Here is a 26284-nt window from a genome sequence, read left to right as displayed (position 1 = left end):
GAGCAGGAATTAACTGTAGAAGAAGGGCAGCCAATGTGGCTGCCCTTTTTTATGTTCGCGTATCGATATTTTCGCAAGTGATGTTTTTTCGAAGCTTGCTATAAACCGCGGCTTTTAGTTAACGAACTGCGGCGATTGTGCGTGCGATGATATCGGGGTTGGTAACGGTAATGTCAAAGTCGCTGTCACTGTTGCCCATGGTCGCTTTTTCGTTGCGGTAGTGCATCAGTGATTGACGGGTGGTTTTACCGGAAAGGTGAATTTCATGTGCGCCAGTAGCGTCGATGATGCGTTTGGCATTATCGGGTGATACGCCCGCACCTGGCATGATACTGAGTCGGTTGTGGGTGAAGGTCACCATCTCTTTTAGCATGTCGATACCCATCTCGGCATTTTTCGCCAGACCTGATGTCAAAATGCGTTCTACGCCATTCGCCATCAGAAATTCGAGGGCATCGAACGGGGTGGCACAATGGTCGATGGCGCGGTGGAAAGTAATGCCCAAATCGCCAGCGGCTTTAATCATGTCACTGAGGGCATCTTGTGCAAGTGTGCCGTCTGCATTCAACGCCCCGATCACCACACCGTTAAGGCCGGCTGAACGTGCCATGTGAATATCGGCCAGCATGATCTCGATATCATCACTGGAATACAGAAAGTCGCCTTCTCGTGGACGAATGATGCCATAAACCGGAATATTGCTGATGCGTGCGGCGTGTTTCATATAGCCTGCGCTGGCGGTAAGGCCACCCGTTGCCAGTGAGCTGCACAGCTCTATGCGTCCGGCACCAGCGGTTTGAGCTATAGGAAGGGATTCAAGGCTATCGATACAAACTTCGACCAATACAGACATTACGCGTTCCTCGCTATGGATTTTCGCTCATCATCAATGAGATATGGTTAAAATAGAAGCGGGGTGGTGTAAAAGTTTGGTAAAAGTTGCATGCGTCTTCACAGAACACGCTAAGTGGTTAAAAAATAAGCAATCAGCAAATTTACTTAAATTAAACGCAAGATAACGCTTTACATTGGCTGCTGTTCCTTTATTATAAGCCTCGCTCTGGTTTGCAGAGTTATTAATGCAACATAAAGTTAAAGTAAGACCGCAGATTTCCTTCGTTAATACGATGACCTCTGTGTCCCCTTCGCTTAATCGTCACATTCAATAATTCAACATTCAGTGCAATACTCGCAATAAGCGACTTTTCATCGAATTTATATATAAGGGGCATAAAATGTCTAAGTCTACTGGCATCGTAAAATGGTTTAACGAAGAAAAAGGTTTTGGTTTCATTTCTCAAGACAACGGCGGCGCAGACGTATTCGTACATTTCCGTGCAATCGCTTCAGAAGGTTTCAAAACTCTTGCTGAAGGCCAAAAGGTTTCTTTCGACGTTGAGCAAGGCCAAAAAGGCCCTCAAGCAGCTAACGTAATCAAGCTGTAATTGTCGTAAAAAGGGCCGCGGAGCAATCCGCGGCCTTTTTTTGCTATCTGGAAGGTGAGAAATTCACTTTTTGAAGGCAAAATTTCTATCTTCTATCTTCTATCTTCTATCTTCTATCTTCTATCTTCTATCTTCTATCTTCTATCTTCGCATTCCCTATTGCTCCACTCTTTCCAAGCACCAAGCAACCCATATCAACGCCTTCTGCCCCTGTATCTTTCATGCTGATTTCATCAACCTCGATGTGGTATTAAATCGCGCCTATTTGCTCTCCAGCGTTTATCTATGACAGCCACACTCACTCACCGTGGACTGTGTTCTTTTATCGTTTGAAGAGCTGAGTTTGTAGGGCAATTGCAGTGTATGAATGCGGGCGTCGGTAGTGAGTGTCCATCCGGTGTGTTACGTGCGGTTTTTCGTGAAGGCTGGCTGTAGAAAGTAGAAAGCGGGAAGATTTGCAGGGGTGGAGATCTTGGTTGGCAAACGCCAGATACGAAAAGGGCCCGGTGGTCCGGGCCTCATATTTTTTTAGCTGACTTTTTGGCTTTACGCTTACGCGTTAGGGACTGCCGTTGAGAAGCAGTCAGACCAATTACAGGTCTTCAGTGTGCTCAGACAGGTACGCTGCAACACCTTTAGGCGATGCGTCCATACCCGCTTTACCTTCTTCCCACTGTGCTGGGCAAACTTCACCGTTTTTCTGGTGGAAGTTCAGTGCGTCAACCATGCGCAGCATTTCGTCGATGTTACGGCCCAATGGCAGGTCGTTAACAACTTGGTGGTGAACCAGACCGTCTTCGTCGATCAAGAAAGAACCACGGAACGCAACGCCCGCTTCTGGGTGCTCTACATCGTAAGCTTTACAGATTTCGTGCTTAACGTCTGCAACCAGTGGGTATTTAACTTGGCCGATACCGCCGTCTTCAACAGCAGTGTTACGCCATGCGTTGTGAGAGAACTGAGAGTCGATAGAAACACCGATTACTTCTACGCCTTTCGCTTGGAAGTCAGCATGACGCTTGTCAAAAGCGATCAGCTCAGAAGGACATACGAAGGTGAAATCCAGCGGGTAGAAAAACAGAACCGCTTTCTTACCTTTGGTGAACGCTTTCAGATTGAAGTTATCTACGATTTCACCATTGCCCAGTACTGCTGCTGCAGTAAAGTCTGGTGCTTGACGGCCTACTAGTACCATTTCTCAGCTCCTAAAAATGTTTGTGTATCAGGCGATAACGCCTCGATTCATCTATGAACGGGACAAACTATAATAGAACTGCTAAATTGAAAAAAGTGGATTTAATAGATTAATGTAATCGGAAAAATCGATGACAAAGTTCCCTTCTCTCAAACAGCTTCATTATTTGGTGACATTGTACGAGACGCGCCACTTTGGCGAGGCTGCAAAACAATGCTTCGTTAGCCAGTCTACACTAAGTTCCGGGATCCAAAACCTAGAAGATTTGATTGGATCTCAGCTTATTGAGCGCGATAACAAAACGTTGGTATTTTCTGCAATTGGTGAAGATGTGGTGTCTCGCAGTCGCGAAATTCTAGCAAAAAGCCAAGATTTAATGGAACTGACACAAGTCAGTGAACGCCCTATGCAGGGTAAGCTGCGGGTGGGCTGCATACCTACTATTGCGCCTTTCTTACTGTGCGATTTGGTACAGGCAGTGAATAAGCAATATCCGGAACTTGACCTCTTGTTGCGTGAAGACACCACGGCCAATTTACTGACAGCCCTAAAAAGTGGGGAAATGGATGTACTGATCCTCGCGCTGCCTGTCGACATCGGTAACATGGCGAGCCGGGCAGTGGGGCGTGATGCTTTTAAAATGGTGATGAGCAAATTTCAGGCGTCGCAGGTGCATTCACCGTTGAGCTACTCGGACTTGCCGGATGAGTCGGTCTTTCTATTAGAACGAGAACATTGCCTGACCGATCACGCAGTCTCTGCTTGTAACCTGACATCCACGGCAAAGATCAACCCATTTTCGGCCACCAGCTTACACACCTTGGTCCAGATGGTGGCTAATGGGCTAGGGACGACATTTATTCCACAAATGGCCATCAAGCACGGCCTTATTGAAAACCTGAATCTAGCTATCCTTGAGCCACCCGGTCAGGAAGCGTATCGTGAGATTGGCTTGGTCTGGCGACCGACGTCTAGCCGAAAACCCACATTTGATGCACTTGCTGAATTGGTAGAATCCCTGCTTTAACCTCCTCAGATATGTTATTGGCTGTCCGGTTTTCCCTCTTGATACCGGACGGCATTTCCCTTCTATCCGTCTCAAAACGATGAAATAGCCGCACAAATTTCAGCAAAGCTTACGGTTGTGAGTAATTGAGAGGAAATTAAACACAATACTCTGCCTATCTGCTCTCGATTGGATGAAAGCTCTAAATACGATAAAGAAAGTGTTCTGCAGTCTTGAAACTAACTTCTGTAGGAATGCCGACATATTTTTAGCTAATTATTAAGCGGTTACGATCATTTCATGTACATCTTGAAAATCACCCTTATTGTTAACTTTTTGTTATAGAAGGAGTTTATGCAGGTACGGCGTTCTGCTGCTACGTTTAAAACGTGGCATTTTCTTTGTTTCTAAAAATGCAGATAAAGTAATTTAATTACGTAAGTCATTACAAAAATACAACATTGGGATGATCTGATGATAAACGGAATAAGAATCTGCATATTGTTTTAATTTAGTGTTTTGAGTTAAAACTCTATATTTATTTATTTATCTTGTTGTTTTTTTAAGTGTTATGGTCGATTGTTAATTAACTGTAATACCTTGGTAGGTGTTGACCTTCTTCAATAAATACGCAAATTTATTGAGGAGTTCGGTGCAAATTAAAACCAATGTCTTGCGCTAAGGAATAGCGCTAGTGTTGTGATTTGGTTACAAATGAAAATGGAGGAAGGATATGGATTTGCAAGCACAACAAACTTCATCGCAATTATCGTTCAACCCACCCATCACGGGTCAAGAATCGGATGTCTTGACGGATGAAGCTCTTGCATTTCTCCATAAGCTCGCGACTCGTTTTTCACATCGCGTCCCTGAGCTCTTAGATGCCCGAGCTGCGCGTCAGGCACAGTTTGATGCTGGCAGTATCCCAGATTTTCTGCCGGAAACCGCATCCATCAGAGAAGAGGCGTGGGCCATTCGCGGCATTCCGGAAGACTTACAAGATCGTCGGCTGGAAATCACCGGACCGCCTGAGCGTAAAATGGTGATTAATGCACTCAATGCGAACGTTAAAGTGTTCATGGCGGACTTTGAAGATTCGTTTTCGCCGGTTTGGGGCCCTGTTTTGCAAGGCCAACGGAACCTGACAGATGCTATCAGTCGTACTATTACCTATAACAACCCATCGACGGGTAAGCATTATGCGTTGGGTGATGACCCTTCAGTATTAATTTGCCGTGTGCGTGGCCTGCACCTAAAAGAAAAGCACGTGCTATTAGACGGGAAGCCGATTCCTGGCGCGTTGTTTGATTTCGGGCTGTATTTCTTCCGAAACCACAAAGCGTTACTTGAAAATGGCTCTGGCCCTTACTTCTACCTGCCGAAATTGCAGGCTCACCAAGAAGCAGCGTGGTGGAACGATGTGTTCTGTTTTGCCGAGGACGAGTTTGAGCTGTCTCGCGGCACCATTAAAGCTACTGTCTTGATTGAAACCCTGCCCGCTGTGTTTGAGATGGATGAAATTCTTTATAGCCTGAAAGATCACATTGTTGCGTTGAACTGCGGCCGGTGGGATTACATTTTTAGCTATATCAAAACGTTCCGTAACCACCCTGATCGTGTATTACCTGACCGTCAGGTCGTGACGATGGAAAAACCGTTCTTGAATGCCTACTCACGTTTATTGGTGAGAACCTGTCACCGCCGTGGTGCGATGGCGATGGGCGGTATGGCGGCCTTTATTCCGTCGAAAGACCCAGAAAAAAATGCGTGGGTACTGGACAAAATCACCACGGATAAATCCCTTGAAGCGAATAACGGGCACGACGGGACTTGGGTTGCGCACCCCGGTCTTGCTGACACGGCAAAAGCGGTGTTTGACGCGGCATTGGGAGACAGAAAAAACCAGTTAGATGTTACCCGTGAACAAGATGCACCTATCACATCTAAAGAGCTGACGGCGCCTTGCGAAGGGGACCGCACAGAAGATGGGATGCGTCACAACATTCGTGTTGCGGTGCAATACATCGAAGCATGGATTTCAGGGAACGGATGTGTGCCTATCTATGGCTTGATGGAAGATGCGGCGACGGCGGAGATCTCCCGCGCTTCTATTTGGCAATGGATTAAACACGAGAAAGCACTAAGCAACGGTAAAACGGTGACGGCTGATTTCTTCCGCACGTGTTTGGCAGAAGAAATGACGGTGCTGCAAGAAGAGCTGGGTGAAGACGTGTTTAACCGCGGCAAGTATGTTCAGGCGGCCAGTTTGATGGAGCAACTGACCACCAGTGATGAGCTTGCCGATTTCCTGACGTTGTCGGGGTATGAGCTACTGGATTAACGATTGAGTGAATGTAAAAACGACTAACTTTGCACATTGAGAGAGGGAAGCACAATGACACTGACGAGACAACAGCAAATCGACGCGCTAAATAAAGACTGGGAAGAAAACCCACGTTGGAAGAATGTTAAGCGCACTTACACTGCAGAAGAGGTTGTAGAACTTCGTGGCTCTTTTGTACCGGAACAAACCATCGCTCAGCGTGGCGCAGAGAAGTTGTGGGATCTCGTCAATGGGTCAGCGAAAAAAGGTTACGTGAACTGCTTAGGTGCGTTGACTGGCGGTCAGGCCGTGCAACAAGCGAAAGCGGGTATTGAAGCGATTTATCTGTCCGGTTGGCAGGTGGCGGCGGATAACAACACCGCGTCCAGCATGTACCCAGACCAATCACTGTACCCAGTTGATTCTGTCCCTGTCGTAGTAAAACGTATCAACAATGCTTTCCGCCGTGCGGATCAAATTCAATGGTCGAAAGGCGATACACCAGAAACGGGTACGGATTACTTTCTTCCAATCGTGGCGGATGCCGAAGCGGGCTTTGGCGGTGTGTTGAATGCTTATGAGCTGATGAAACACATGATTGAAGCGGGTGCTGCGGGCGTGCATTTCGAAGACCAACTGGCTTCAGTGAAAAAATGTGGCCACATGGGCGGTAAAGTCCTGGTTCCAACCCAAGAAGCAGTACAAAAACTGGTTGCTGCACGTTTAGCGGCTGACGTGGCTGGCACCACCACGCTGGTGATTGCACGTACAGATGCAAACGCTGCCGACCTGCTGACGTCTGATTGCGACCCGTACGATAAAGACTTCATCGAAGGCGATCGCACGGCAGAAGGTTTCTATAAAGTGCGCGCGGGTATCGATCAAGCGATTGCGCGTGGCCTGGCTTATGCTCCTTATGCGGACTTGGTATGGTGTGAAACTGCAAAACCGGATCTGGACGAAGCGCGTCAATTCGCGGAAGCGATTTTGGCTGAGCATCCAGATCAATTGCTGGCGTATAACTGCTCGCCTTCTTTCAACTGGGAGAAGAATCTGGACGCAGATACCATTGCGCGGTTCCAGCAAGAGCTCTCTGACATGGGCTACAAGTACCAGTTCATTACGCTAGCAGGTATCCATAACATGTGGTTCAACATGTTCGAACTGGCGCATGCATACGCGCAAGGCGAAGGCATGCGCCACTATGTAGAGAAAGTACAGCGTCCTGAGTTTGCAGCTGCAGATAAAGGGTATACCTTCGTCGCGCACCAACAAGAAGTGGGCACGGGTTACTTTGATAAGATGACCAACACCATTCAAGGTGGCGCGTCATCGGTGACTGCACTGACAGGCTCAACAGAAGAAGATCAGTTCTAATCGCATAGGCAATCCAAGAAACAGGAAGCCCAAGAATCCGCCACTGCGAACTTTTAAAAGCGACCCTAGGGTCGCTTTTCTTTTTGTTGCGCCTTAAATGTGGAAGCTGCGTGTAAGACATCACTGTATATAGAGGGAAATTGAGCAAGTAACGTTTCCCTGTGTTCGATGAGCACGTGTGCTGTTTCAGCCAATGGCCCCATTCGAGGACTCCGTGCTGACATACGTTTTAGCACAAAAGGCAATGTATGAATGTCTTGGTAGGAGGGAAGCCATTGTTCTTTCCACATTTTGTTATGTAGATGAAGAAAGTGCTCAGGAAGAGGGAAAGGCTCTCGTGAAATGGCGGCGCGACATTGATGTTCCGCATCACGCAAGAAGGGCTCAAATCCTGATGGATGAAATAGACTCCACTGCGTGGCAAGTGCGTGATCCCAAAAGATATCAAGTGCTATCGCGCTGTAACGATATAAGGGCTTTGGGAAAAGTTCTCGGCATGCTTTTACAGTATCAAGTGAGTCAATATAACCGTCGACAAATCGGTGCAGGTAAACACCTTCCACCGTTTCTTGGCTGAATCGGCCGTCGGGTTTGCCCCGAACAAAATCCGCCAATAGATTCCCCATCAATTGGCTTTGGCAACGCGTTGCAATATGCAGGTGTGCGAGGAAATTCAATCCACCTCACTTACTGCTTTGTTACGCGGCGTCGTCGCTGTCTTCAAGCTCCGGCGGTTCGGCCTCTTCTTGCAATTCAATCAAAGTGATGGCAATCGCAACAAAGTCAGAGTCTGTAATGATGCCAACCAGCTTATCGTGTTGTACCACCGGAAGGCAGCCAATTTTGTGCTTTTGCATATAAAGTGCAGCGGCTTTAAGGCCTGCGGCTGGCGTAACAGTAAAGAGCGTGCGGTCAATAAATCGATCGAGCGTGGCCTGCATGGGGTCGTTATCGCTGAGTGATTTTTCAAGACTTGAGCTCTGTGCAGCCAAAATATCGCGTTGGGTCACCAAACCTTCAAGACGATTATTGTCCGACGCAATGGGAATGTGACGGATGCGTTTTGAATCCATCAGGCACTTTGCGTCATTTATCGTATGCTTAATAGACAGCGTAAGCGGTGCTGGTGTCATCATATCAATCACAGCAAGCATATGACCTCCTAATTCCATTGAATATATGGGATTATGAAATAAATGTAGCGAAAATGTGGTGTGATTTGGGTGATGGCATTCATACTTTCTGACAGCAATGCTTCAAAACTTTTTTTGTGTTTATCGAAGGGGCTGATCGGAACTGGGTTTCATTTAAATGGAATTGGCAGGTGCACTATGCGAAACCTGATGATGCTCGTTGTGGCACTGTGGTCGTTACCTCTGTTAGCGGTAGAAAAATCTCCAAATGTCGTTGGTGGAAGTGACGCGGTCATTTCGGATGCGCCGTGGCAGGCGTTTGTTCGTATCGGTAACAGTTATTGTGGTGGGGTGGTGATTGCGAGCACTTGGGTTTTAACTGCCGCACACTGTTTAGATACTGCAGGAGACAATGAAGACTTTAGTTTAGCAGCCGCCAGTTCTGTCACGGTATATACAGGTACAGCAGAAACGTTCGGTGCTGGCTTCTCCAACTTTCTCTCCTCCGTTGATGCGGTGTATGCCAATAGTGCCTATAACAAAAGCACACTTGAAAATGACATTGGGCTTTTAAAGCTGTCGTCGAACGTGCATGCCAATGCCTCTGCTGTACAACTCCCGAATAATGCGGTGCAGCTTGCTGTCGATGCGACGGCAGACAGTGCAGCGAAAGACTTACTGCTTACAGGGTGGGGGTTTATCGATGCGAACCGTACGACAGGAACCAATACGCTACAAAAAGCCACGCTTTCTACAATCTCTGATGCATCTTGTGCCACATCATGGGGCTCGACGGTAAACGCGATTTCAGACTATCAAAGCAAGTTCTTTTGCGCGCAAGAAACTGGAAAAGGAGCCTGTAATGGGGATTCAGGAGGACCTTTAATTTGGTATGACCCATCGCGAGCGGGAGATGCTGATGGCGGCGCAACCTTGGTTGGGTTAGTGAGCTTTGGTGTCAGTTATCAGTGTGCGTCAGATGCATATCCGGATGTATACACGCAGGTTTCAAATTATCTGAACTGGATTTCAGGTTGTCAGGCCGGTTCATGCCCAACACTAACAACGACTACCACTGCACCCTCGACCGCCAGTTCGGGTGGCGGCGGTGGAAGCGTAACACTGTTTCTGTTTGTATTCGCCTTTCTATCCCACGTTGTCAGACGGCGCTATGCTGTCTGATAACTTGCTCAGTGTCCGCAATGTGATCTCTTAGATTTCACGATAGAAACGCGAAATTACACCAACGTAGTGAGAATTGCGCTGAATAACGAGTAGTCCCTTGACTTCCTTTTTGTCCCTCCCTATCTCTTCATTTCCACATGCGGTATCGTCAATTTGTATACTTTCAGTAAGTTAGGGCTAAGGTTGCAGGGATGACAAAAATACAATGGCTAGGGAGAGCTGTGTTTGCCTTATGTGCATTAGGTACGAGCATTGCGTATGCGGAAGATAAACAACCTCGGATTGTGGGCGGCTCGGATGTATCTATCGACAATGCACCATGGCAGGTCTACGTGCAAGGTACTAATGGCGCGAGTTCATTGGCGTGTGGTGGCACTATCATTGCTGATAACTATATATTGACGGCAGCGCATTGCCTTTATGATTATGATTCATATACATACACCGTATATGCGGGCAGCGCGTATTGGCCTGCGGGCTCACCGCATGAGGTCACTGCGAGATTTATTCATGAAGATTATGATGATGACACGCTGGTAAATGATATCGCGCTATTGAAGATTTCTGGCACCCTCCCTAGCTCGTCACAAGCAATTCAACTGGTTGATGAAAATAATCAAATCGCGTTTGATGTAGAGGCGGCGCTCGACGTGCAAGACAACCTCTATGTCACAGGCTGGGGCACAACGACGCAAGACCGTCAAAATGCGACCTTTAATTTGAAAGGAACGGCCATGACGGGCGTTGCAGATTCGGTTTGTATATGGAATAGCGATGGTAGTAATTATTCTCAGACACGTGCGGATATGACGATCTGTGCCATCAATGACGAGATAAAAGGGACGTGTACGGGAGATTCAGGCGGGCCGTTAACGTGGCAAGACCCTTTACATGCCAGCGATGCTGACGGAGGCATCCGTTTGATCGGTGTGGTGAGTTTTGGTTGGAGTGATGCGTGTGCTAGCACGCTCATTCCCGATGGCTTTGCAGAAGTGAGCCATTACTTATCTTGGATTTCTCAAAAAATGAGCGAAGGTGGTGGTGACGATGAAACCGCCGGCAATGGCGGTGCACTGGTGGGTGACGGTGGTGGTAGCGCTATGGGCGGATGGTTTGTCATCTTCTTGTTTAGCTTACTCTTCTTCCAGAAAAGAAAACGCTTTTCATAATTCTTGGCCCATTTGTTGTGCATATTATGCAGGCGTAAATACCCAATCGACTTGAATTCCTCACCTTCGGGTGGGTTGGGTATACCTTCTTGCTTGATATTGCAGCACAGCAGCCTATACTAGCGGGCTGCTTTAGAATGGGGCTTTTTCAATGCAAGTATCCGACTTTGACTTCGACCTTCCGGATGCGCTGATCGCGCGTTATCCGCAACCTAATCGTACCGCTAGCCGTCTGCTGCAATTGACGGGCAATACGGGCGAACTGCACCATAAAAATTTCACCGATATTTTGGATCTGGTTCAGCCAGGTGATCTGATGGTGTTTAACAACACACGTGTTATTCCTGCTCGTGTCTATGGTCGAAAAGCCTCGGGCGGCAAGATTGAAGTGCTGGTTGAGCGTATGTTGGATGACAAGTCAATTCTGGCGCATGTACGTGCATCAAAGCCGCCGAAGCCGGGTACACAACTGTTCTTGGGTGAAAACGACGAGTTCGAAGCAGAAATGGTGGCTCGCCACGATGCATTGTTTGAGATCCACTTCAGCGACGAGCAAGCTGTGCTTGATATTCTAAATCAAGTTGGCCACATGCCTCTGCCGCCATACATTGATCGCCCCGACGAAGATTCGGACAAAGAACGCTACCAAACGGTGTACAACAAAAAGCCGGGTGCAGTCGCTGCTCCGACAGCGGGTCTGCATTTTGACGAAGGCATTCTGGCAACGCTGAAAGAAAAAGGCGTGGAAACGGCATTTGTGACTTTGCACGTTGGCGCAGGTACGTTCCAATCCGTACGTGTGGATGACATTAACGACCATGTGATGCACGCAGAATATGCAGAAGTACCACAAGAGGTGGTGGATGCGGTTCTGGCGGCGAAAGCGCGTGGTAACCGAGTGATTGCGGTCGGTACGACGTCGGTACGATCTCTGGAAAGTGCAGCGCAACATGCGAAACAACAAGGTACTGAGCTCAAGCCATTCTTCGATGATACGCAGATCTTTATCTACCCAGGCTACGAATGGCAGCTGGTGGATGCGCTGGTGACGAACTTCCACCTGCCGGAGTCGACGCTGATCATGCTGGTGTCATCTTTTGCTGGCTATGACAATGTCATGAATGCTTACAAAGAAGCGATCGAAAATGCCTATCGTTTCTTCAGTTATGGCGATGCGATGTTTGTAACGCGCAAGACTGAGGTATAATCAGGGCTTGGCGAAATCTCGTTTGGAAAGCCAAACGATAGAAAGCAATTTTTTACTGGCTGTCCGCGATTATGCTGACAGCCAGTTTTGTCTCTGTGCAAAGGCACATCAACGCCAGACTGTTTCTCTGGCATGTCGGAGGTATCGTGAAATACGAACTGATTAAAAAAGAAGGCCGTGCGCGTCGTGGTCGTCTGACTTTTGAACGCGGTACGGTGGAAACCCCTGCTTTTATGCCTGTTGGCACTTACGGCACTGTAAAAGGGATGACGCCGGAAGAAGTGGCTGAGACAGGAGCACAAATCCTGTTGGGCAACACCTTCCACCTGTGGCTGCGTCCAGGTCAAGACGTAATGCGTGCACACGGTGATTTGCACGATTTTATGCATTGGCAAGGTCCTATCCTGACGGATTCGGGCGGTTTCCAGGTATTTAGCTTGGGTAAAATGCGCAAAATCACTGAAGAGGGCGTGCATTTCCGTAACCCAGTAAACGGAGACAAGATTTTCATGGACGCTGAAAAGTCGATGGAAATTCAATACGACCTGGGTTCTGACATCGTGATGATTTTTGACGAGTGTACGCCATACCCGGCGACGCACGATGAAGCGAAAAAATCGATGGAAATGAGCCTGCGTTGGGCGCAGCGTAGCCGTAACCATTTTGACAAGATGGGCAACAAGAATGCACTGTTCGGTATCGTGCAGGGTTCGGTTTACGAAGACCTGCGAGATGTGTCTGTTGAAGGCCTGACCAACATCGGTTTTGATGGTTACGCGGTAGGCGGTTTGGCCGTGGGTGAGCCTAAAGAAGACATGCACCGTGTTCTTGAGCATACCTGTCCAAAACTGCCGGAAGATAAGCCTCGTTACCTGATGGGTGTAGGTAAACCTGAAGACTTGGTTGAGGGTGTTCGTCGCGGTATCGACATGTTCGATTGCGTTATGCCGACCCGAAATGCACGAAATGGACACCTGTTTGTGACTGGCGGTGTGATCAAGATCCGCAATGCGAAGCATAAAACCGATACAACTGCACTGGATCCGGAGTGTGACTGTTACACTTGCCGTAACTACAGCAAGGCGTATTTGCATCACCTTGATCGTTGTAATGAAATTCTTGGCGCCCGCCTAAACACAATCCATAACCTGCGCTACTATCAGCGTCTGATGGAGAGTTTGCGTAACGCTATCGACGAAGGTAGATTAGAAACCTTCGTTCAAGAGTTCTATGAACGCCGTGGCCGCGACGTGCCACCGCTGAAAAAAGATTAAGGTTTCCAATTGTCGGCGGGAAACTGCCGACAAAAAGAAACCAGTAAAAATGTTCAAATTAATACGAGGACGTAACTGAATGTTTATTTCACAAGCTCATGCAGCAGCAGAAGGCGCACCACAAGGTGGCGGTATGCAGCTATTTATCATGCTTGGCCTATTTGCCGTTATTTTCTACTTCATGATTTACCGTCCGCAGGCAAAGCGTGTTAAAGAGCACAAAAACCTGATGGCATCGATGGGTAAAGGTGATGAGGTTCTGACCAGCGGCGGTTTGGTTGGCAAAATCTCTAAAATTTCGGACGACAATGACTTCATCGTTATCGCACTGGGTGCGAACAGTGAAGTGACCATTAAAAAGGACTTTGTGACTGCTGTTCTGCCAAAAGGCACGATTCAGTCGCTGTAACCCCATCACCATAAAGGATCATAGCAGTGCTAAACCGTTATCCTTTGTGGAAGTACATTATGGTGGTGCTGGTGTTAATCATCGGCGCGGTCTATGCACTTCCCAATATCTACGGTGAAGATCCAGCGGTTCAAATCTCCGGGGCGCGTGGCGCCTCGGTTGATCTTTCGACTCTGGACTCCGTCAAAAACACCCTCGATACAGACAACATTCCTTTTCAATCTCTTGCGCTGGAAAACGGCACCGTATTGGTTCGTTTTAAAAACACCGATCAACAGATCGCTGCCCGTGACTTGCTTAACGAAGCGTACAAAGATGAAGGCTATGTCGTTGCACTTAACCTCGCACCTGCAACACCAAGTTGGCTAGAAGCGATTGGTGCAACCCCAATGAAGTTGGGTCTTGACCTTCGTGGTGGCGTGCACTTCCTGATGGAAGTTGACATGGATGCCGCGATGGAAAAGCTTCTCAGTCAGCAAGAAGATACGTTCCGTACCGAATTGCGTGAAGCGAAGATCCGCTATCGCGGCCTACGCGTGGGTGCAGATGACAGCATCGATGTGACTTTCCGCAATGAAGAAGACATGGATAATGCTGAGTCTGAACTGGCGAAACTGCACCCAGATATGGTGTTTACCACCGACAGTGCCCGTTTTGCTGTTTCTGCTAAGTTCACCGAGCAACGTCTTCAGGAAATTCGCAATTACGCGGTAGAACAAAACATCACTATTTTGCGTAACCGTGTGAATGAGCTGGGTGTTGCAGAGCCACTGGTTCAACGCCAAGGTGCAAGCCGCATCGTGGTCGAGTTACCAGGTGTTCAAGACACTGCGCGTGCGAAAGAAATCTTGGGTGCAACCGCGACGCTAGAGTTCCGCGAAGTGGATGACAGCGCTGATTTAGCCGCAGCGGCAGCGGGACGTGTTCCACCGGGTAGCGAAGTGAAGCAAACCCGAGATGGTCGCCCGGTTGTGGTGAAAAAGCGTGTGATTTTGGGTGGTTCTCATATCACGGATGCAAGCTCTAGCTTTGATGAGTACAGCCGTCCTCAAGTTAACATTTCTCTGGATAGCGAAGGCGGTGGCAAAATGGCCGCGTTCAGTAAGAACAATGTTGGCAAGCTGATGGCGACCGTCTTTACCGAGTACAAAGACAGCGGTAAGCGCGATGCGAGCGGCAAGGTTATTCTGGCCAAGCGTGAAGAAGTGATCAACCAAGCGACCATCCAAACGGCGTTGGGACGTAACTTCCGTATCACCGGTATTGATTCTCAAGCGGAAGCGCACAATCTTGCACTGTTGCTGCGTGCGGGTGCGTTGATTGCGCCAATCTCCATTGTTGAAGAGCGTACAATCGGTCCTTCAATGGGTCAGCAAAACATCGATATGGGCGTCAAAGCTTGTTTGTACGGCTTGATTGCGGTCATGCTGTTCACCGCTGTTTATTATCGTCGATTTGGCCTGTTTGCTAACGTGGCTTTGCTGGCGAACGTTGTGCTTATTATCGGTGTGATGTCGATGATTCCTGGCGCGACGATGACGTTACCAGGTATTGCAGGTATCGTTCTGACCGTTGGTATGGCTATCGATGCGAACGTACTGATATTTGAACGTATTCGTGATGAGATCCTCGAAGGGCGCAACCCTCAACAGGCGATTCATCAGGGCTACGCGAACGCATTCAGTACCATCGCCGATGCGAACATCACCACACTGATCACCGCATTTATCTTATTTGCTGTGGGTACAGGTCCGGTGAAAGGGTTCGCAGTCACGCTGTCTATCGGTATTCTGACGTCTATGTTTACGGCGATTATCGGTACGCGCTGCTTGGTTAACTTGGTCTACGGCGGTAAGCGCGTAGATAAACTGTCGATTTAAGGAGGCATTAAAATGTTTCAACTTTTAAAGCCGAATTTCTATTTCGACTTTATGCGCTTGAGCAAGCCTGCGTATATCTTCTCTGCTTTGATGATTGCGGCTTCAATCTTTACCCTTTCAACCAAGTGGTTGAATTGGGGCTTGGATTTCACAGGCGGCACGCTGATAGAAGTGGGTTTTGAACAGCCTGCTGATTTGCCAAAAATCCGTGAGGCACTGTCTGCCAAAGGATTTGGTGATGCGATTGTACAAAACTTTGGTACCTCTCGTGATGTTATGGTTCGCCTACGTCCGCGTGAAGATATGCAAGGTGAGTTGCTAGGCACGCAAATCCTAGATGCAATCAAAGTAGGTACAGGCCAAGCGGTAGAGATGCGCCGTATTGAGTTTGTGGGCCCGAACGTAGGTGAAGAACTGACTGAGGCCGGTGGTCTGGCGATCATCGCGTCATTGCTTTGTATTTTGCTTTACGTGTCGGTGCGTTTTGAATGGCGTTTGGCCACCGGTGCCGTGGCATCGCTTGCGCACGATGTGATCATCACCTTGGGCATCTTCTCTTTCATGCAAATTGAAGTAGACCTGACTATCGTCGCAGCATTGCTGACCGTGGTGGGTTACTCGCTCAACGATACCATTGTTGTTTTTGACCGTGTTCGTGAAAACTTTCGCAAAATGCGTAAAGGCGACTCGGCTGACATCATGAACGAGTCTATCTCGCAAACGTTGAGCCGTACCATCATTACCTCGGGTACCACGTTGTTCGTGGTGGTGGCACTGTTCCTTCAAGGCGGTGCGATGATCCATGGCTTTGCGGCGGCATTGTTGATTGGTATTACCGTTGGTACATATTCTTCAATCTATGTGGCGTCTGCTTTGGCACTGTCTCTGGGTCTGACCCGTGAGCACTTGCTGCCACCGCCGCCAGTAGAGAAAGAAGGCGAAGAGTTTGATGCGGCGCCTTAATGGCGAATAGCTTGATATGAAAACGGAGCCATACGGCTCCGTTTTTTTAACTCAGAGAAAGTACTTGTTTCCTGAAATAAAAAAGGCGTCCCGCAGGACGCCTTTTTCAATGTCGAAGAATCTTATTTTTTCATTGCTTCGTTCGCGTTGTCGCGAATCTTAGCCAAAATATTCTTCAATACTTTCGGGTTAGCTGTCACGATGTTGCCAGACTGAACGTAGTCAGTACCGCCAGCAAAGTCAGTACAAATAGCACCTGATTCACGTGCAATCAGCTCACCTGCAGCGATATCCCAAGGCTTCAGGCCCAATTCGAAGAAACCGTCAACACGGCCAGCTGCAACGTAACACAGATCCAGCGCAGCAGAGCCGGTACGACGGAAGTCTGCGCAGTCTACGAAGAGTGCGCTAACAACTTTCATGAAGCCTTCAGAATGCTGTTTCGCTTTGAATGGGAAGCCAGTTGCCAGGATTGTGCCTGACAAGTCTTTTGCTTCACCTACGCGAATACGCTTGCTGTTCAACTGTGCACCAGCACCACGTTGAGCAGAGAAGAGTTCGTTACGGATTGGATCATAAACACACGCAATCTCAGTGCGGCCTTTAATACGCAAAGCGATAGACACAGAGAAGTGTGGGAATGATTTTACAAAGTTGGTTGTGCCATCCAGTGGGTCGATGATCCATTGGTAATCAGTGTCTTTACCCGCGATGTGGCCCGCTTCTTCAGAAACGATACAATGCTCAGGGTAAGATTTCTTGATTACATCGATAATGATGTGCTCTGCAGAAGTGTCGACATTGGTAACGAAGTCGTTAGTGCCTTTTGAAGACGCTTCTACGTTATCAGGGTTTTCAGCAGATTTAGCGATAAAGTCGCCAGCCTTTCGCGCAGCGCGAATGGCAATGTTTAGCATAGGATGCATACAAATTTCCCAACGGATGTTAAAGAACGGAAAGCGGCGGCGAGTATATCAGAGCTGCGGCAAAAGGGAAGTGGGTATTTTTTGTTCATGTGTTGCAGTCTCTAAAGCAAAACACCACATATATTTTCCTGTTGTGGTAGAATCCCGCGGCTTTTTGTAATCGAAGAAATTCAGTGAACGTTAAATGTTAGATAATATTCGAATTGTGCTCGTTGGCACCACGCATTCAGGCAATATCGGTTCAGCAGCTCGCGCGATGAAAGTGATGGGGCTGAAAAACATGATTCTGGTAGCTCCAGAATGTGAGGTTGACGGTCAGGCTATCGCTCTGGCGGCTGGCGCAAGCGATATTGCTAATAATGCACGTATAGTAGGCACCGTTGAGGAAGCTGTTGCTGACTGTGGCCTTGTCATTGGCACCAGTGCGCGTAGCCGTACATTGGAATGGCCGATGTTGGACTCTCGCGAAAGTGGCATCAAAGCGGTAGAAGAAGCAGCATCGCACCCTGTGGCGTTCGTTTTTGGACGAGAGCGCACAGGATTATCGAATGATGAGCTTCAGGCGTGCCATTTCCATGTGGCTATTCCTGCTAACCCTGAATACAGCTCGCTAAACTTGGCGATGGCAGTACAAACCTTGTGTTATGAAACGCGCATGGCATGGCTGGATAGCCAGGCGTATAAAGGTGAGGTCAAAGAGCAGCCTTATCCGCTAGCGGAAGATCTTGAGCGTTTTTACACGCACCTTGAAGATGTATTGAGTGAAACCGGCTTTATCAATAAGGCTCACCCTGGCATGGTAATGACCAAGCTGCGTCGACTCTTTAATCGTGCGCGCCCTGAAAGCCAGGAGCTGAACATTCTTCGTGGCGTTCTCTCTTCTGTAGAGAAGTTACGTAAAGATAGCGACAAATAGCCTTTATTTTTAAAGGGTTAAAAACCCGACTAATTTAGTAGGTTAAATACTTGACCAAAATAGTCGGGTATGTCAGACTCATTCCATTACTCGCTCACAGGTAGGATGTTATGAGACTGACTTCGAAAGGCAGATACGCCGTTACAGCGATGCTGGATGTCGCGCTTCACTCCGAATTGGGGCCAGTGCCTCTTGCAGATATTTCAGAGCGCCAAGGCATTTCTCTGTCATATTTGGAACAACTTTTTTCGCGTCTGCGTAAAGCAGGTCTGGTATCCAGCGTACGTGGCCCTGGCGGTGGTTATCGCTTAGGCGTTGCCGCGAACGAGATCGCAGTCGGTATGGTTATCGCTGCGGTTGATGAATCCGTAGACGCAACCAAGTGTCAAGGCAAAGGTGATTGCCAAGGTGGTTCACGCTGCCTGACACACACGCTTTGGCGTGATTTAAGCGCGCGTATTAGCGGCTTTTTAAATGACATTACACTCGGCGAACTCATGCAAGACAATGAAGTTAAGCAAGTCGCAGATTGTCAAGACTCTAATCTAGAGTCGTCCACTTTTGTTAGACATGGTTTAAACTCCAGTGGCAGCGAAGCACCAGCAACCATAGGTGTGAATTTTCGCTCGTAGTAAATAGCAGTGCCGGAGTACTTGGAGACACAAATGAAATTGCCAATTTATTTTGACTATTCAGCAACATGCCCAGTAGATCCGCGTGTGGCTGAGAAAATGATGCAGTGCCTAACCATTGACGGTTGTTTTGGTAACCCTGCATCTCGTTCGCACCGTTACGGTTGGCAAGCTGAAGAAGCAGTAGACACGGCACGTGAGAATATCGCCAATTATTTGAACGCTGACCCGCGTGAAATCGTATTCACATCGGGTGCGACAGAATCAGATAACTTAGCTATCAAGGGCGTTGCGCACTTCTACGGTAAGAAAGGTAAGCACATTATTACCTGTAAAACCGAGCATAAAGCGGTGCTGGATCCTTGTCGTCAGCTTGAGCGTGAAGGCTACGAAGTCACTTACCTTGAGCCTGAATCAAACGGTATCATCGACCTGAACAAATTGGCAGACGCTATTCGCGAAGACACCATTCTCGTTTCAATTATGCACGTGAATAACGAAATCGGCGTGATCCAAGATATCACCGCGATTGGTGAATTGTGTCGCGAGCGCAAAGTGGTGCTCCACGTAGACGCTGCGCAATCTATCGGTAAATTGCCGCTAGACACGCAAGAAATCAAAGTTGATCTGATTTCAATGAGCGCACACAAAGTGTACGGCCCGAAAGGCATTGGTGCTTTGTTTGTTCGCCGTAAGCCACGTATTCGCCTCGAAGCGCAAATGCACGGTGGTGGTCACGAGCGTGGTTTCCGTTCAGGTACGTTGCCAACTCACCAAATCGTGGGTATGGGCGAAGCCTTCCGTATTGCCAAAGAAGAACTTGAAAAAGACATGGCACACTCATTGTCGCTTCGTAACCGTTTCTATGACGGTGTGAAAGATCTTGAGGCGGTTTACGTCAATGGTGACTTTGACCAGCGTGTGGCATCCAACCTTAATGTGAGCTTTGCCTTTGTTGAAGGTGAGTCTCTTCTTATGGCGCTGAAAGATCTGGCTGTTTCCTCGGGTTCAGCATGTACTTCAGCTAGCCTTGAACCTTCTTATGTTTTACGCGCGCTTGGCTTAAACGACGAACTAGCACACAGCTCGATTCGTTTCTCTTTCGGTCGCTTCACTACTGAAGAGGAAGTGGACCATGCTGTTGAGCAAGTACGCAAAGCAGTGATTAAGCTGCGTGAGATGTCACCACTGTGGGACATGTACAAAGAAGGTATTGATTTGAACACTGTTGAGTGGGCACACCACTAAGCAGTAGTTAGGAATTCGAGGAATTAATCATGGCTTACAGTGAAAAAGTAATCGACCACTACGAAAACCCACGTAACGTTGGTGCATTCGACAAAGATGATCCGAGTGTTGGTAGTGGCATGGTGGGTGCACCTGCTTGTGGTGACGTGATGAAACTGCAAATCAAAGTAAATGAGCAGGGTATCATCGAAGACGCGAAGTTTAAAACATACGGCTGTGGTTCAGCGATTGCTTCAAGCTCACTGGTTACTGAGTGGGTAAAAGGCAAATCTCTGGACGAAGCAGCGGCTATCAAAAATGCTGAAATCGCGGAAGAATTGGAACTGCCACCAGTTAAAGTTCACTGCTCTATCCTTGCGGAAGACGCGATCAAAGCAGCAGTTAGCGATTACAAGAAAAAACACGAAGCTTAATACGTAATAAAAGGGTTGTTGTACATATGGTCATTACTATGACAGACGCGGCGGCATCACGCGTTCGTTCTTTTCTAGAAAGCCGTGGAAAAGGCATTGGATTGCGTTTAGGTGTTCGTACGTCAGGTTGTTCAGGCATGGCCTATGTGCTGGAATTTGTTGATGAACTTCAAGAGGAAGACCAGGTTTTTGACCACGATGGTGTGAAAATTATCGTCGACAGCAAAAGCATGTTATACCTCGAAGGTACGGAGTTAGACTTTACCAAAGAAGGTCTAAATGAAGGCTTCAAGTTCAATAACCCTAACGTAAACAGCGAGTGTGGTTGTGGCGAGAGCTTTAACGTTTAACTCGTGAGATGAAATGAATCATTTCGAACTATTCGGGCTATCATGTCAGTTTGAACTGGATGGTAGCTCTCTTTCTTCGCAATATCGCGAACTCCAACGACGCTTTCATCCGGACAAATTTGCAACAGCCTCTGAACAAGATAAGCTGCTTGCTGTTCAAAAAGCGGCGCAAATCAACGACGCGTATCAGACCTTGAACGAGCCCGTTCGCCGTGCTGAATATATGCTTTCCCTTAATGGGATTGAGCTGCGCGACGAACAGCAAACCATGCAAAATCCTGTGTTTTTGATGCAGCAGATGGAGCTGCGCGAAGAGCTAGAAGACATTGCTGACAGCAATGAGCCGGAAGAGAAGTTGTTTGACTTTGAACACCAAGTGTCGAACATTCTTAAGTCACTGTTAGACGAGCTAAAAACACAACTCGATGACATGCAGTGGTCTGTCGCAGCGACAACGGTGCGAAAGCTCAAGTTCTTAGTCAAACTCAAACAAGAAATCGAACGAATCGAAGATCGGCTGCTCGGCTAATTCACGTTGCGGCGGTTGATCAGGCTACAGGAACCAACATGGCACTGTTACAAATTGCAGAACCCGGTCAAAGTGCGGCGCCGCATGAGCTAAAGCGTGCGGTAGGTATTGACCTTGGTACAACCAATACTCTGGTGGCTGCTGTTCGCAGCGGAACAGCAACAACGCTTAACGACTTGAATGGACGCGCATTAATCCCGTCAGTGGTTCACTACGGCGTGAATGACGTGAAAGTCGGTTACGATGCACAAGCATTGTCTGAGACTGACAGTGCGAATACCGTTGTATCAGTCAAGCGAATGATGGGACGTTCTTTGAAGGACGTACAAGCTCGCTATCCCCACCTTCCTTACGAATTATTCTCTTCCGAGAATGGCCTTCCTCTTATTCATACTCGTGCTGGTAAGAAAAACCCAATTGAGGTGTCAGCAGACATCCTTCGTGCGGTAAATACTCGTGCGGTTGAATCGCTTGGCGGCGAGCTTGAAGGCGTCGTGATCACAGTGCCTGCATATTTTGAAGATGCACAACGTGCGGGAACAAAAGACGCTGCGAAACTAGTCGGAATGAACGTTCTTCGTTTATTGAATGAGCCAACGGCAGCGGCGATTGCTTATGGACTGGATTCAGGTCAGGAAGGCGTGATTGCGGTTTACGATTTGGGTGGTGGTACCTTCGATATTTCAATTCTGCGTTTGTCTAAAGGCGTATTTGAAGTATTGGCAACGGGCGGTGATTCAGCGCTCGGTGGAGATGATTTTGATCACCTGATTGCCGATTGGATTGCAGAACACGCTGGTTTTGATACGCTTTCTGGCGATGATCGTCGTCGTCTTCTTAACGCAGCAACCGCGGCAAAAGTCGCACTGAGTACTGATGAAGTTACTGAGCTAAATGTGCTGGGTTGGAAGGGGTCACTGACACGCAATCAATTTGATGATTTGATTGGTTCGCTGGTGAAGAAAACGCTGCTGTCATGCCGCCGCGCTCTGAAAGACGCAGGCGTTGGGGCTAACGACGTGCTTGAAGTAGTTATGGTTGGTGGGTCTACCCGTGTTCCTTTAGTTCGCGAACAGGTTGGCGAGTTCTTTGGTCGTACACCACTGACCAATATTGATCCAGATAAAGTCGTTGCCATAGGCGCAGCAACGCAAGCTGACATTTTGGTTGGTAACAAACCTGACGGCGAAATGCTGCTGCTCGATGTTATCCCACTGTCTCTGGGCATTGAAACCATGGGCGGTTTGGTTGAGAAGATCATTCCTCGTAATACCACCATCCCTGTTGCTCGCGCGCAAGAATTCACGACGTTCAAAGATGGTCAAACGGGCATGAAAGTGCACGTAGTACAAGGTGAGCGTGAGATGGTTGATGACTGCCGTTCATTGGCTGATTTCACCCTGAAAGGCATTCCTCCTATGACGGCGGGTGCGGCGCACATTCGCGTTACTTATCAAGTGGATGCTGACGGTTTGCTTTCCGTCACGGCGATGGAGAAGAGTACCGAAATTCAGGCGTCGATTCAGGTGAAACCGTCTTACGGTCTGAGTGACATGGAAATCGTCGATATGATCAAGTCGTCGTTTACCCATGCGCAAGAAGATAAAGATTTGCGATACCTGGCTGAACAACGCGTTGAAGCAGATCGCGTGATTGAAGGATTATTGGTAGCGTTGCAAGCAGACGGTGAAACATTGCTGTCTGACGAAGAACAAAAAGCCCTAGTGAAAGCAATTGAAGCATTGATTGCGCTTCGAAATGGGGATGATGCAGCCGCGATTGAGCAAGGCATTAAAGATACAGATAAAGCGAGCCAGGATTTTGCTTCTCGCCGTATGGACAAATCCATTCGCGAAGCACTGGCTGGCCATTCAATTGACGAGGTTTAAACATGCCAAAGATTGTTGTTCTGCCACACCAAGACTTGTGTCCTGAAGGCGCGGTTCTGGAAGCAGAAACTGGCGATACAGTATTGGACGTTGCACTGCGCAACGGCATTGCTATCGAGCACGCCTGCGAAAAATCATGTGCTTGTACTACATGTCATGTGATTATTCGCGAGGGCTTTGACTCGATGGATGAGAGTGACGAGTTGGAAGATGACATGCTGGATAAAGCATGGGGTTTGGAGCCTGAGTCCCGCTTGGGCTGCCAGGCGAAAGTAGCGAAAGAAGATCTGGTTGTAGAAATTCCGCGTTATACGCTGAATCACGCAGCAGAAAACCACTAATTTGGTAAGAAACAAGCAAAGTAGATTTGGAGATAGCAATGAGCCTGAAATGGGTAGACTCGCGCGATATTGCAATTGAACTGGTAGATAAATTCCCAGACATCGATCCGAAAACGGTGCGCTTTACTGATCTGCATCGTTGGGTGATGGCGCTGGAAGACTTCTCTGACGATCCGAATCATTCCAATGAAAAAATCCTTGAAGCAATCATCCTTTGTTGGATGGATGAAATGGATTAAATTGCTTGTCTTGCGACAGTGATGCAGGCAAATTGGATTCGATACTTAAGCGAATCACAATGCTTGATATATAGCGGGCTAAATGCCCGCTTTGTTTTAGTGGCAAAAAATATATTGCGCTTGATTGTCTAAAAATCAAGACAATCTGGTGACTGAAACGTCATAATCACCACGTACGCTATAACAAAAATCAGCCTAAAAGAATTTGACGCTCTGCGGGGCATCGCAGAGTGTGTTGAAAAAGGAGTTCAGCATGACCGACAAAATGCTCATTGCGCTATCACACGAAGCTGCTGCTAATGTGTGGGGCAGCAATGCCGTTATTTCATTTGGCCATCAAGGTGCAACCGTTCACGCATCTGGTGATGACAAAATCACACCGGTGCAACAAGCTGCCCGCCGTTTGGACATGCAAGGCGTCCGTAAGGTAAAACTGGATGGTAGCAATTGGGATTTAGAAACTGCGTGGGCGTTTTATCAAGGCCTTCGAGGCCCCAAGCCCATCTTTGATTTTGAAGCCCCTGAGCTTGAAACCGCCGATCACAAAGCGCTCAAAGACCGTATCGCGGCAACTGACTGGGTCTGTCAGATCATCAACGAAACCGCAGAAGAAGTTGGCCCTCAGCAATTGGCTGTGCGTGCTGGCGAATTCATCAAATCTCAAGCACCGAATCCTGAGCATGTTTCCTACAAAATCGTTTCTGGCGCTGACTTGTTGGAGCAAGGCTGGGTTGGTGTGCATACTGTAGGCCGTGGTTCTGCACGTAAACCGGCCATGCTGCAATTGGATTACAATCCAACAGGGGATGAAAACGCCGAGGTGTTTGCGTGCATCATTGGTAAAGGCATTACATTCGATTCAGGCGGTTACAGCATCAAGCAATCAAACTTTATGGATTCCATGAAGGCGGATATGGGTGGTGCGGCAATGGCAACCGGTGGTTTGGGTTTGGCCGTAGCCCAAGGCCTGAACAAGCGCGTAAAACTGATACTGTGTTGCGCAGAAAACATGATTTCCAGCAATGCTTATAAGTTGGGCGACATCATCACCTATAAAAATGGCGTGACGGTGGAAGTGCTGAATTCAGATGCCGAAGGCCGTTTGGTGTTGGCGGATGGCTTGCTCTATGCGAATGACTTTAAACCGACACTGACCATCGACTGTGCAACATTGACAGGCGCAGCCAAAATGGCGTTGGGGAACGATTACCACGCGTTGTTTAGTTTCGATCAGGCATTGGCGCAACGTTGTTTGAGTGCGGCTGACGCCGAAAATGAAGGTCTGTGGCAACTGCCATTGGCGGAGTTCCATCGTCAAATGTTGCCGTCAAATTTTGCAGATTTAGCAAATGTAGGCTCAGGCCAGTACTCACCGGGTGCAAGTACTGCTGCAGCCTTCCTGTCTTACTTCGTAGACGACTATACAAACGGTTGGGTGCACTTAGATTGCTCTGGTGCTTACCGTAAAGCGCCAAGTGATAAATGGGCGGTTGGTGCAACCGGTATGGGTGTGAAGACACTGGCCCGTTTGTTGACAGACGAATCCACACGTTAAACTCACAATTTACAAGCGAATTAACAACATGGTTAACGCTTTTGCAATATTGCTATGGGGTCTGAGTTTCGTGTCTGTTACGCTTAAAATGACGATAACAGGCACGAGACCTGTTGCTTGGAAATAAAAAAGGAATACGACATGACTATTGAGCGCACCTTTTCAATTGTGAAGCCAGACGCCGTTCAACGTAATCTGATTGGTGAGATTTACCATCGCATTGAGCAAGCCGGACTGCGTATCATTGCTGCAAAAATGCTGCATTTGGATAAAGAAAAAGCCCAAGGCTTTTATGCTGAGCATGAAGGAAAGCCATTTTTTGATGACTTAGTAGCATTTATGACCTCAGGTCCCGTGATGGTGCAAGTTTTGGAAGGCGAGGATGCGATTGGTCGTTATCGTGAGTTGATGGGGAAAACTAACCCAGAAGAAGCGGCTTGTGGCACCATCCGAGCAGACTATGCGGTGAGCATGCGTTTTAACTCGGTGCATGGCTCAGACAGTCCTGCTTCTGCTGAGCGAGAAATTGCTTATTTTTTCGCCGACAGTGAAATATGTCCACGCAGTGAGTAATCTGTTCATTTAATGAGTAAAAAAGGAGAGCATGTGCTCTCCTTTTTGTTTTTTTGTATTCAAGGGCTATAAAACCTCTGAGGTAACAGGTGGAATCCCGATCACAA

General features: G+C 48.0%; 27 protein-coding genes. 22 read left to right on the top strand and 5 right to left on the bottom strand.

Annotated features, from left to right (window positions below; all coding sequences use genetic code 11):
- Positions 1-118 precede the first annotated feature (118 nt).
- Complete coding sequence (locus tag B5D35_RS11275; protein ID WP_078752679.1) at positions 119-853, bottom strand: copper homeostasis protein CutC; 735 nt, start codon at positions 851-853, stop codon at positions 119-121.
- A 382-nt stretch (positions 854-1235) separates the two neighbouring features.
- Here B5D35_RS11275 and cspE point away from each other — a divergent pair, with 382 nt between their 5' ends.
- On the top strand, positions 1236-1445 hold the full coding sequence (gene cspE / locus B5D35_RS11270; protein ID WP_067420003.1) for a transcription antiterminator/RNA stability regulator CspE: 210 nt from the start codon (positions 1236-1238) through the stop codon (positions 1443-1445).
- A 592-nt stretch (positions 1446-2037) separates the two neighbouring features.
- On the opposite strand, the gene B5D35_RS11265 is transcribed toward cspE, so the two are convergent.
- On the bottom strand, positions 2038-2640 hold the full coding sequence (locus tag B5D35_RS11265) for a peroxiredoxin C (RefSeq protein WP_078752678.1): 603 nt from the start codon (positions 2638-2640) through the stop codon (positions 2038-2040).
- 130 nt (positions 2641-2770) lie between these two features.
- On the opposite strand from B5D35_RS11265, the gene B5D35_RS11260 reads away from it, so the two are divergent.
- The 3 genes from B5D35_RS11260 to aceA all read left to right on the top strand — a co-directional run bounded on the left by B5D35_RS11260 (position 2771) and on the right by aceA (position 7346).
- A complete protein-coding gene (locus B5D35_RS11260; protein WP_078752677.1) occupies positions 2771-3667 on the top strand; it encodes a hydrogen peroxide-inducible genes activator in 897 nt (298 codons plus the stop codon).
- 712 nt (positions 3668-4379) lie between these two features.
- Positions 4380-5987 (top strand): malate synthase A, encoded by a 1608-nt coding sequence (gene aceB / locus B5D35_RS11255; RefSeq protein ID WP_078752676.1) that lies wholly within the window; start codon positions 4380-4382, stop codon positions 5985-5987.
- A 54-nt stretch (positions 5988-6041) separates the two neighbouring features.
- Positions 6042-7346 (top strand): isocitrate lyase, encoded by a 1305-nt coding sequence (gene aceA, locus B5D35_RS11250; RefSeq protein WP_078752675.1) that lies wholly within the window; start codon positions 6042-6044, stop codon positions 7344-7346.
- A 65-nt stretch (positions 7347-7411) separates the two neighbouring features.
- Here the strand turns inward: aceA and B5D35_RS11245 are convergent, their stop codons facing one another.
- Both B5D35_RS11245 and B5D35_RS11240 read right to left on the bottom strand, forming a co-directional pair.
- Positions 7412-8023 carry an acyl carrier protein phosphodiesterase gene (locus B5D35_RS11245; protein WP_078752674.1) on the bottom strand — a complete coding sequence of 204 codons (612 nt, stop codon included), beginning with the start codon at positions 8021-8023 and terminating at the stop codon, positions 7412-7414.
- Between the two features lie 21 nt (positions 8024-8044).
- Positions 8045-8500 (bottom strand): CBS domain-containing protein, encoded by a 456-nt coding sequence (locus tag B5D35_RS11240; RefSeq protein WP_078752673.1) that lies wholly within the window; start codon positions 8498-8500, stop codon positions 8045-8047.
- Positions 8501-8677: 177 nt separating this feature from the next.
- Here B5D35_RS11240 and B5D35_RS11235 point away from each other — a divergent pair, with 177 nt between their 5' ends.
- The 7 genes from B5D35_RS11235 (at position 8678) to secF (ending at position 16566) form a co-directional block, all read left to right on the top strand.
- Entirely contained in the window at positions 8678-9661 is a 984-nt protein-coding gene (locus B5D35_RS11235) for a S1 family serine peptidase (protein ID WP_139367753.1), read from the top strand.
- A gap of 194 nt (positions 9662-9855) precedes the next feature.
- On the top strand, positions 9856-10833 hold the full coding sequence (locus tag B5D35_RS11230) for a S1 family peptidase (protein WP_078752672.1): 978 nt from the start codon (positions 9856-9858) through the stop codon (positions 10831-10833).
- Between the two features lie 151 nt (positions 10834-10984).
- Positions 10985-12040: a tRNA preQ1(34) S-adenosylmethionine ribosyltransferase-isomerase QueA gene (gene queA, locus B5D35_RS11225; protein WP_078752671.1), complete on the top strand. Its 1056-nt coding sequence runs from the start codon at positions 10985-10987 to the stop codon at positions 12038-12040.
- 146 nt (positions 12041-12186) lie between these two features.
- The gene (tgt, locus tag B5D35_RS11220; RefSeq protein WP_078752687.1) at positions 12187-13314 is read left to right on the top strand and encodes a tRNA guanosine(34) transglycosylase Tgt; all 1128 of its coding nucleotides are present in this window, start codon (positions 12187-12189) and stop codon (positions 13312-13314) included.
- Between the two features lie 79 nt (positions 13315-13393).
- Complete coding sequence (gene yajC, locus B5D35_RS11215) at positions 13394-13723, top strand: preprotein translocase subunit YajC (RefSeq protein WP_078752670.1); 330 nt, start codon at positions 13394-13396, stop codon at positions 13721-13723.
- A gap of 26 nt (positions 13724-13749) precedes the next feature.
- Complete coding sequence (secD, locus tag B5D35_RS11210) at positions 13750-15603, top strand: protein translocase subunit SecD (protein WP_078752669.1); 1854 nt, start codon at positions 13750-13752, stop codon at positions 15601-15603.
- 12 nt (positions 15604-15615) lie between these two features.
- A complete protein-coding gene (gene secF, locus B5D35_RS11205) occupies positions 15616-16566 on the top strand; it encodes a protein translocase subunit SecF (RefSeq protein WP_078752668.1) in 951 nt (316 codons plus the stop codon).
- A 122-nt stretch (positions 16567-16688) separates the two neighbouring features.
- Here secF and suhB read toward each other — a convergent pair whose 3' ends face one another.
- Complete coding sequence (suhB, locus tag B5D35_RS11200; protein ID WP_078752667.1) at positions 16689-17492, bottom strand: inositol-1-monophosphatase; 804 nt, start codon at positions 17490-17492, stop codon at positions 16689-16691.
- A 184-nt stretch (positions 17493-17676) separates the two neighbouring features.
- Here suhB and trmJ point away from each other — a divergent pair, with 184 nt between their 5' ends.
- The 11 genes from trmJ (at position 17677) to ndk (ending at position 26177) form a co-directional block, all read left to right on the top strand.
- A complete protein-coding gene (gene trmJ, locus B5D35_RS11195) occupies positions 17677-18408 on the top strand; it encodes a tRNA (cytosine(32)/uridine(32)-2'-O)-methyltransferase TrmJ (RefSeq protein WP_078752666.1) in 732 nt (243 codons plus the stop codon).
- A gap of 110 nt (positions 18409-18518) precedes the next feature.
- Complete coding sequence (iscR, locus tag B5D35_RS11190) at positions 18519-19040, top strand: Fe-S cluster assembly transcriptional regulator IscR (protein ID WP_078752665.1); 522 nt, start codon at positions 18519-18521, stop codon at positions 19038-19040.
- A 33-nt stretch (positions 19041-19073) separates the two neighbouring features.
- Positions 19074-20288 carry an IscS subfamily cysteine desulfurase gene (locus B5D35_RS11185; RefSeq protein ID WP_078752664.1) on the top strand — a complete coding sequence of 405 codons (1215 nt, stop codon included), beginning with the start codon at positions 19074-19076 and terminating at the stop codon, positions 20286-20288.
- A 29-nt stretch (positions 20289-20317) separates the two neighbouring features.
- On the top strand, positions 20318-20701 hold the full coding sequence (iscU, locus tag B5D35_RS11180; protein WP_078752663.1) for a Fe-S cluster assembly scaffold IscU: 384 nt from the start codon (positions 20318-20320) through the stop codon (positions 20699-20701).
- Between the two features lie 26 nt (positions 20702-20727).
- Complete coding sequence (iscA, locus tag B5D35_RS11175; protein ID WP_078752662.1) at positions 20728-21051, top strand: iron-sulfur cluster assembly protein IscA; 324 nt, start codon at positions 20728-20730, stop codon at positions 21049-21051.
- A gap of 13 nt (positions 21052-21064) precedes the next feature.
- Positions 21065-21580, top strand: coding sequence for a co-chaperone HscB (hscB, locus tag B5D35_RS11170; protein ID WP_078752661.1), 516 nt, complete (start codon positions 21065-21067; stop codon positions 21578-21580).
- A gap of 38 nt (positions 21581-21618) precedes the next feature.
- The gene (hscA, locus tag B5D35_RS11165) at positions 21619-23469 is read left to right on the top strand and encodes a Fe-S protein assembly chaperone HscA (protein ID WP_078752660.1); all 1851 of its coding nucleotides are present in this window, start codon (positions 21619-21621) and stop codon (positions 23467-23469) included.
- Positions 23470-23471: 2 nt separating this feature from the next.
- Positions 23472-23810, top strand: a complete 339-nt coding sequence (gene fdx, locus B5D35_RS11160; RefSeq protein ID WP_078752659.1) for an ISC system 2Fe-2S type ferredoxin — start codon at positions 23472-23474, stop codon at positions 23808-23810.
- A 38-nt stretch (positions 23811-23848) separates the two neighbouring features.
- Complete coding sequence (gene iscX, locus B5D35_RS11155; protein ID WP_078752658.1) at positions 23849-24049, top strand: Fe-S cluster assembly protein IscX; 201 nt, start codon at positions 23849-23851, stop codon at positions 24047-24049.
- A 253-nt stretch (positions 24050-24302) separates the two neighbouring features.
- On the top strand, positions 24303-25604 hold the full coding sequence (gene pepB / locus B5D35_RS11150) for an aminopeptidase PepB (protein WP_078752657.1): 1302 nt from the start codon (positions 24303-24305) through the stop codon (positions 25602-25604).
- Positions 25605-25745: 141 nt separating this feature from the next.
- Complete coding sequence (gene ndk, locus B5D35_RS11145) at positions 25746-26177, top strand: nucleoside-diphosphate kinase (protein WP_078752656.1); 432 nt, start codon at positions 25746-25748, stop codon at positions 26175-26177.
- Positions 26178-26284: the final 107 nt, after the last annotated feature.

Origin of the sequence: Enterovibrio nigricans DSM 22720, from assembly GCF_900167155.1 — a bacterium.
Taxonomy (GTDB): domain Bacteria; phylum Pseudomonadota; class Gammaproteobacteria; order Enterobacterales; family Vibrionaceae; genus Enterovibrio; species Enterovibrio nigricans.
The sequence above is the reverse complement of the archived record's forward strand: the minus strand, read 5'-3'. Positions and strand labels throughout refer to the sequence as shown.

Coding starts and splice junctions, on each gene's coding strand:
- pepB (WP_078752657.1), top strand. CDS start 24,303: ATGACCGACAAAATGCTCATTGCGCTATCACACGAAGCTGCTGCTAAT.
- B5D35_RS11185 (WP_078752664.1), top strand. CDS start 19,074: ATGAAATTGCCAATTTATTTTGACTATTCAGCAACATGCCCAGTAGAT.
- iscA (WP_078752662.1), top strand. CDS start 20,728: ATGGTCATTACTATGACAGACGCGGCGGCATCACGCGTTCGTTCTTTT.
- fdx (WP_078752659.1), top strand. CDS start 23,472: ATGCCAAAGATTGTTGTTCTGCCACACCAAGACTTGTGTCCTGAAGGC.
- aceB (WP_078752676.1), top strand. CDS start 4,380: ATGGATTTGCAAGCACAACAAACTTCATCGCAATTATCGTTCAACCCA.
- B5D35_RS11265 (WP_078752678.1), bottom strand. CDS start 2,640: ATGGTACTAGTAGGCCGTCAAGCACCAGACTTTACTGCAGCAGCAGTA.
- suhB (WP_078752667.1), bottom strand. CDS start 17,492: ATGCATCCTATGCTAAACATTGCCATTCGCGCTGCGCGAAAGGCTGGC.
- secF (WP_078752668.1), top strand. CDS start 15,616: ATGTTTCAACTTTTAAAGCCGAATTTCTATTTCGACTTTATGCGCTTG.
- iscU (WP_078752663.1), top strand. CDS start 20,318: ATGGCTTACAGTGAAAAAGTAATCGACCACTACGAAAACCCACGTAAC.
- yajC (WP_078752670.1), top strand. CDS start 13,394: ATGTTTATTTCACAAGCTCATGCAGCAGCAGAAGGCGCACCACAAGGT.
- hscB (WP_078752661.1), top strand. CDS start 21,065: ATGAATCATTTCGAACTATTCGGGCTATCATGTCAGTTTGAACTGGAT.
- B5D35_RS11240 (WP_078752673.1), bottom strand. CDS start 8,500: ATGCTTGCTGTGATTGATATGATGACACCAGCACCGCTTACGCTGTCT.
- aceA (WP_078752675.1), top strand. CDS start 6,042: ATGACACTGACGAGACAACAGCAAATCGACGCGCTAAATAAAGACTGG.
- hscA (WP_078752660.1), top strand. CDS start 21,619: ATGGCACTGTTACAAATTGCAGAACCCGGTCAAAGTGCGGCGCCGCAT.
- B5D35_RS11230 (WP_078752672.1), top strand. CDS start 9,856: ATGACAAAAATACAATGGCTAGGGAGAGCTGTGTTTGCCTTATGTGCA.
- B5D35_RS11235 (WP_139367753.1), top strand. CDS start 8,678: ATGCGAAACCTGATGATGCTCGTTGTGGCACTGTGGTCGTTACCTCTG.
- ndk (WP_078752656.1), top strand. CDS start 25,746: ATGACTATTGAGCGCACCTTTTCAATTGTGAAGCCAGACGCCGTTCAA.
- cspE (WP_067420003.1), top strand. CDS start 1,236: ATGTCTAAGTCTACTGGCATCGTAAAATGGTTTAACGAAGAAAAAGGT.
- B5D35_RS11275 (WP_078752679.1), bottom strand. CDS start 853: ATGTCTGTATTGGTCGAAGTTTGTATCGATAGCCTTGAATCCCTTCCT.
- trmJ (WP_078752666.1), top strand. CDS start 17,677: ATGTTAGATAATATTCGAATTGTGCTCGTTGGCACCACGCATTCAGGC.
- B5D35_RS11260 (WP_078752677.1), top strand. CDS start 2,771: ATGACAAAGTTCCCTTCTCTCAAACAGCTTCATTATTTGGTGACATTG.
- iscX (WP_078752658.1), top strand. CDS start 23,849: ATGAGCCTGAAATGGGTAGACTCGCGCGATATTGCAATTGAACTGGTA.
- queA (WP_078752671.1), top strand. CDS start 10,985: ATGCAAGTATCCGACTTTGACTTCGACCTTCCGGATGCGCTGATCGCG.
- iscR (WP_078752665.1), top strand. CDS start 18,519: ATGAGACTGACTTCGAAAGGCAGATACGCCGTTACAGCGATGCTGGAT.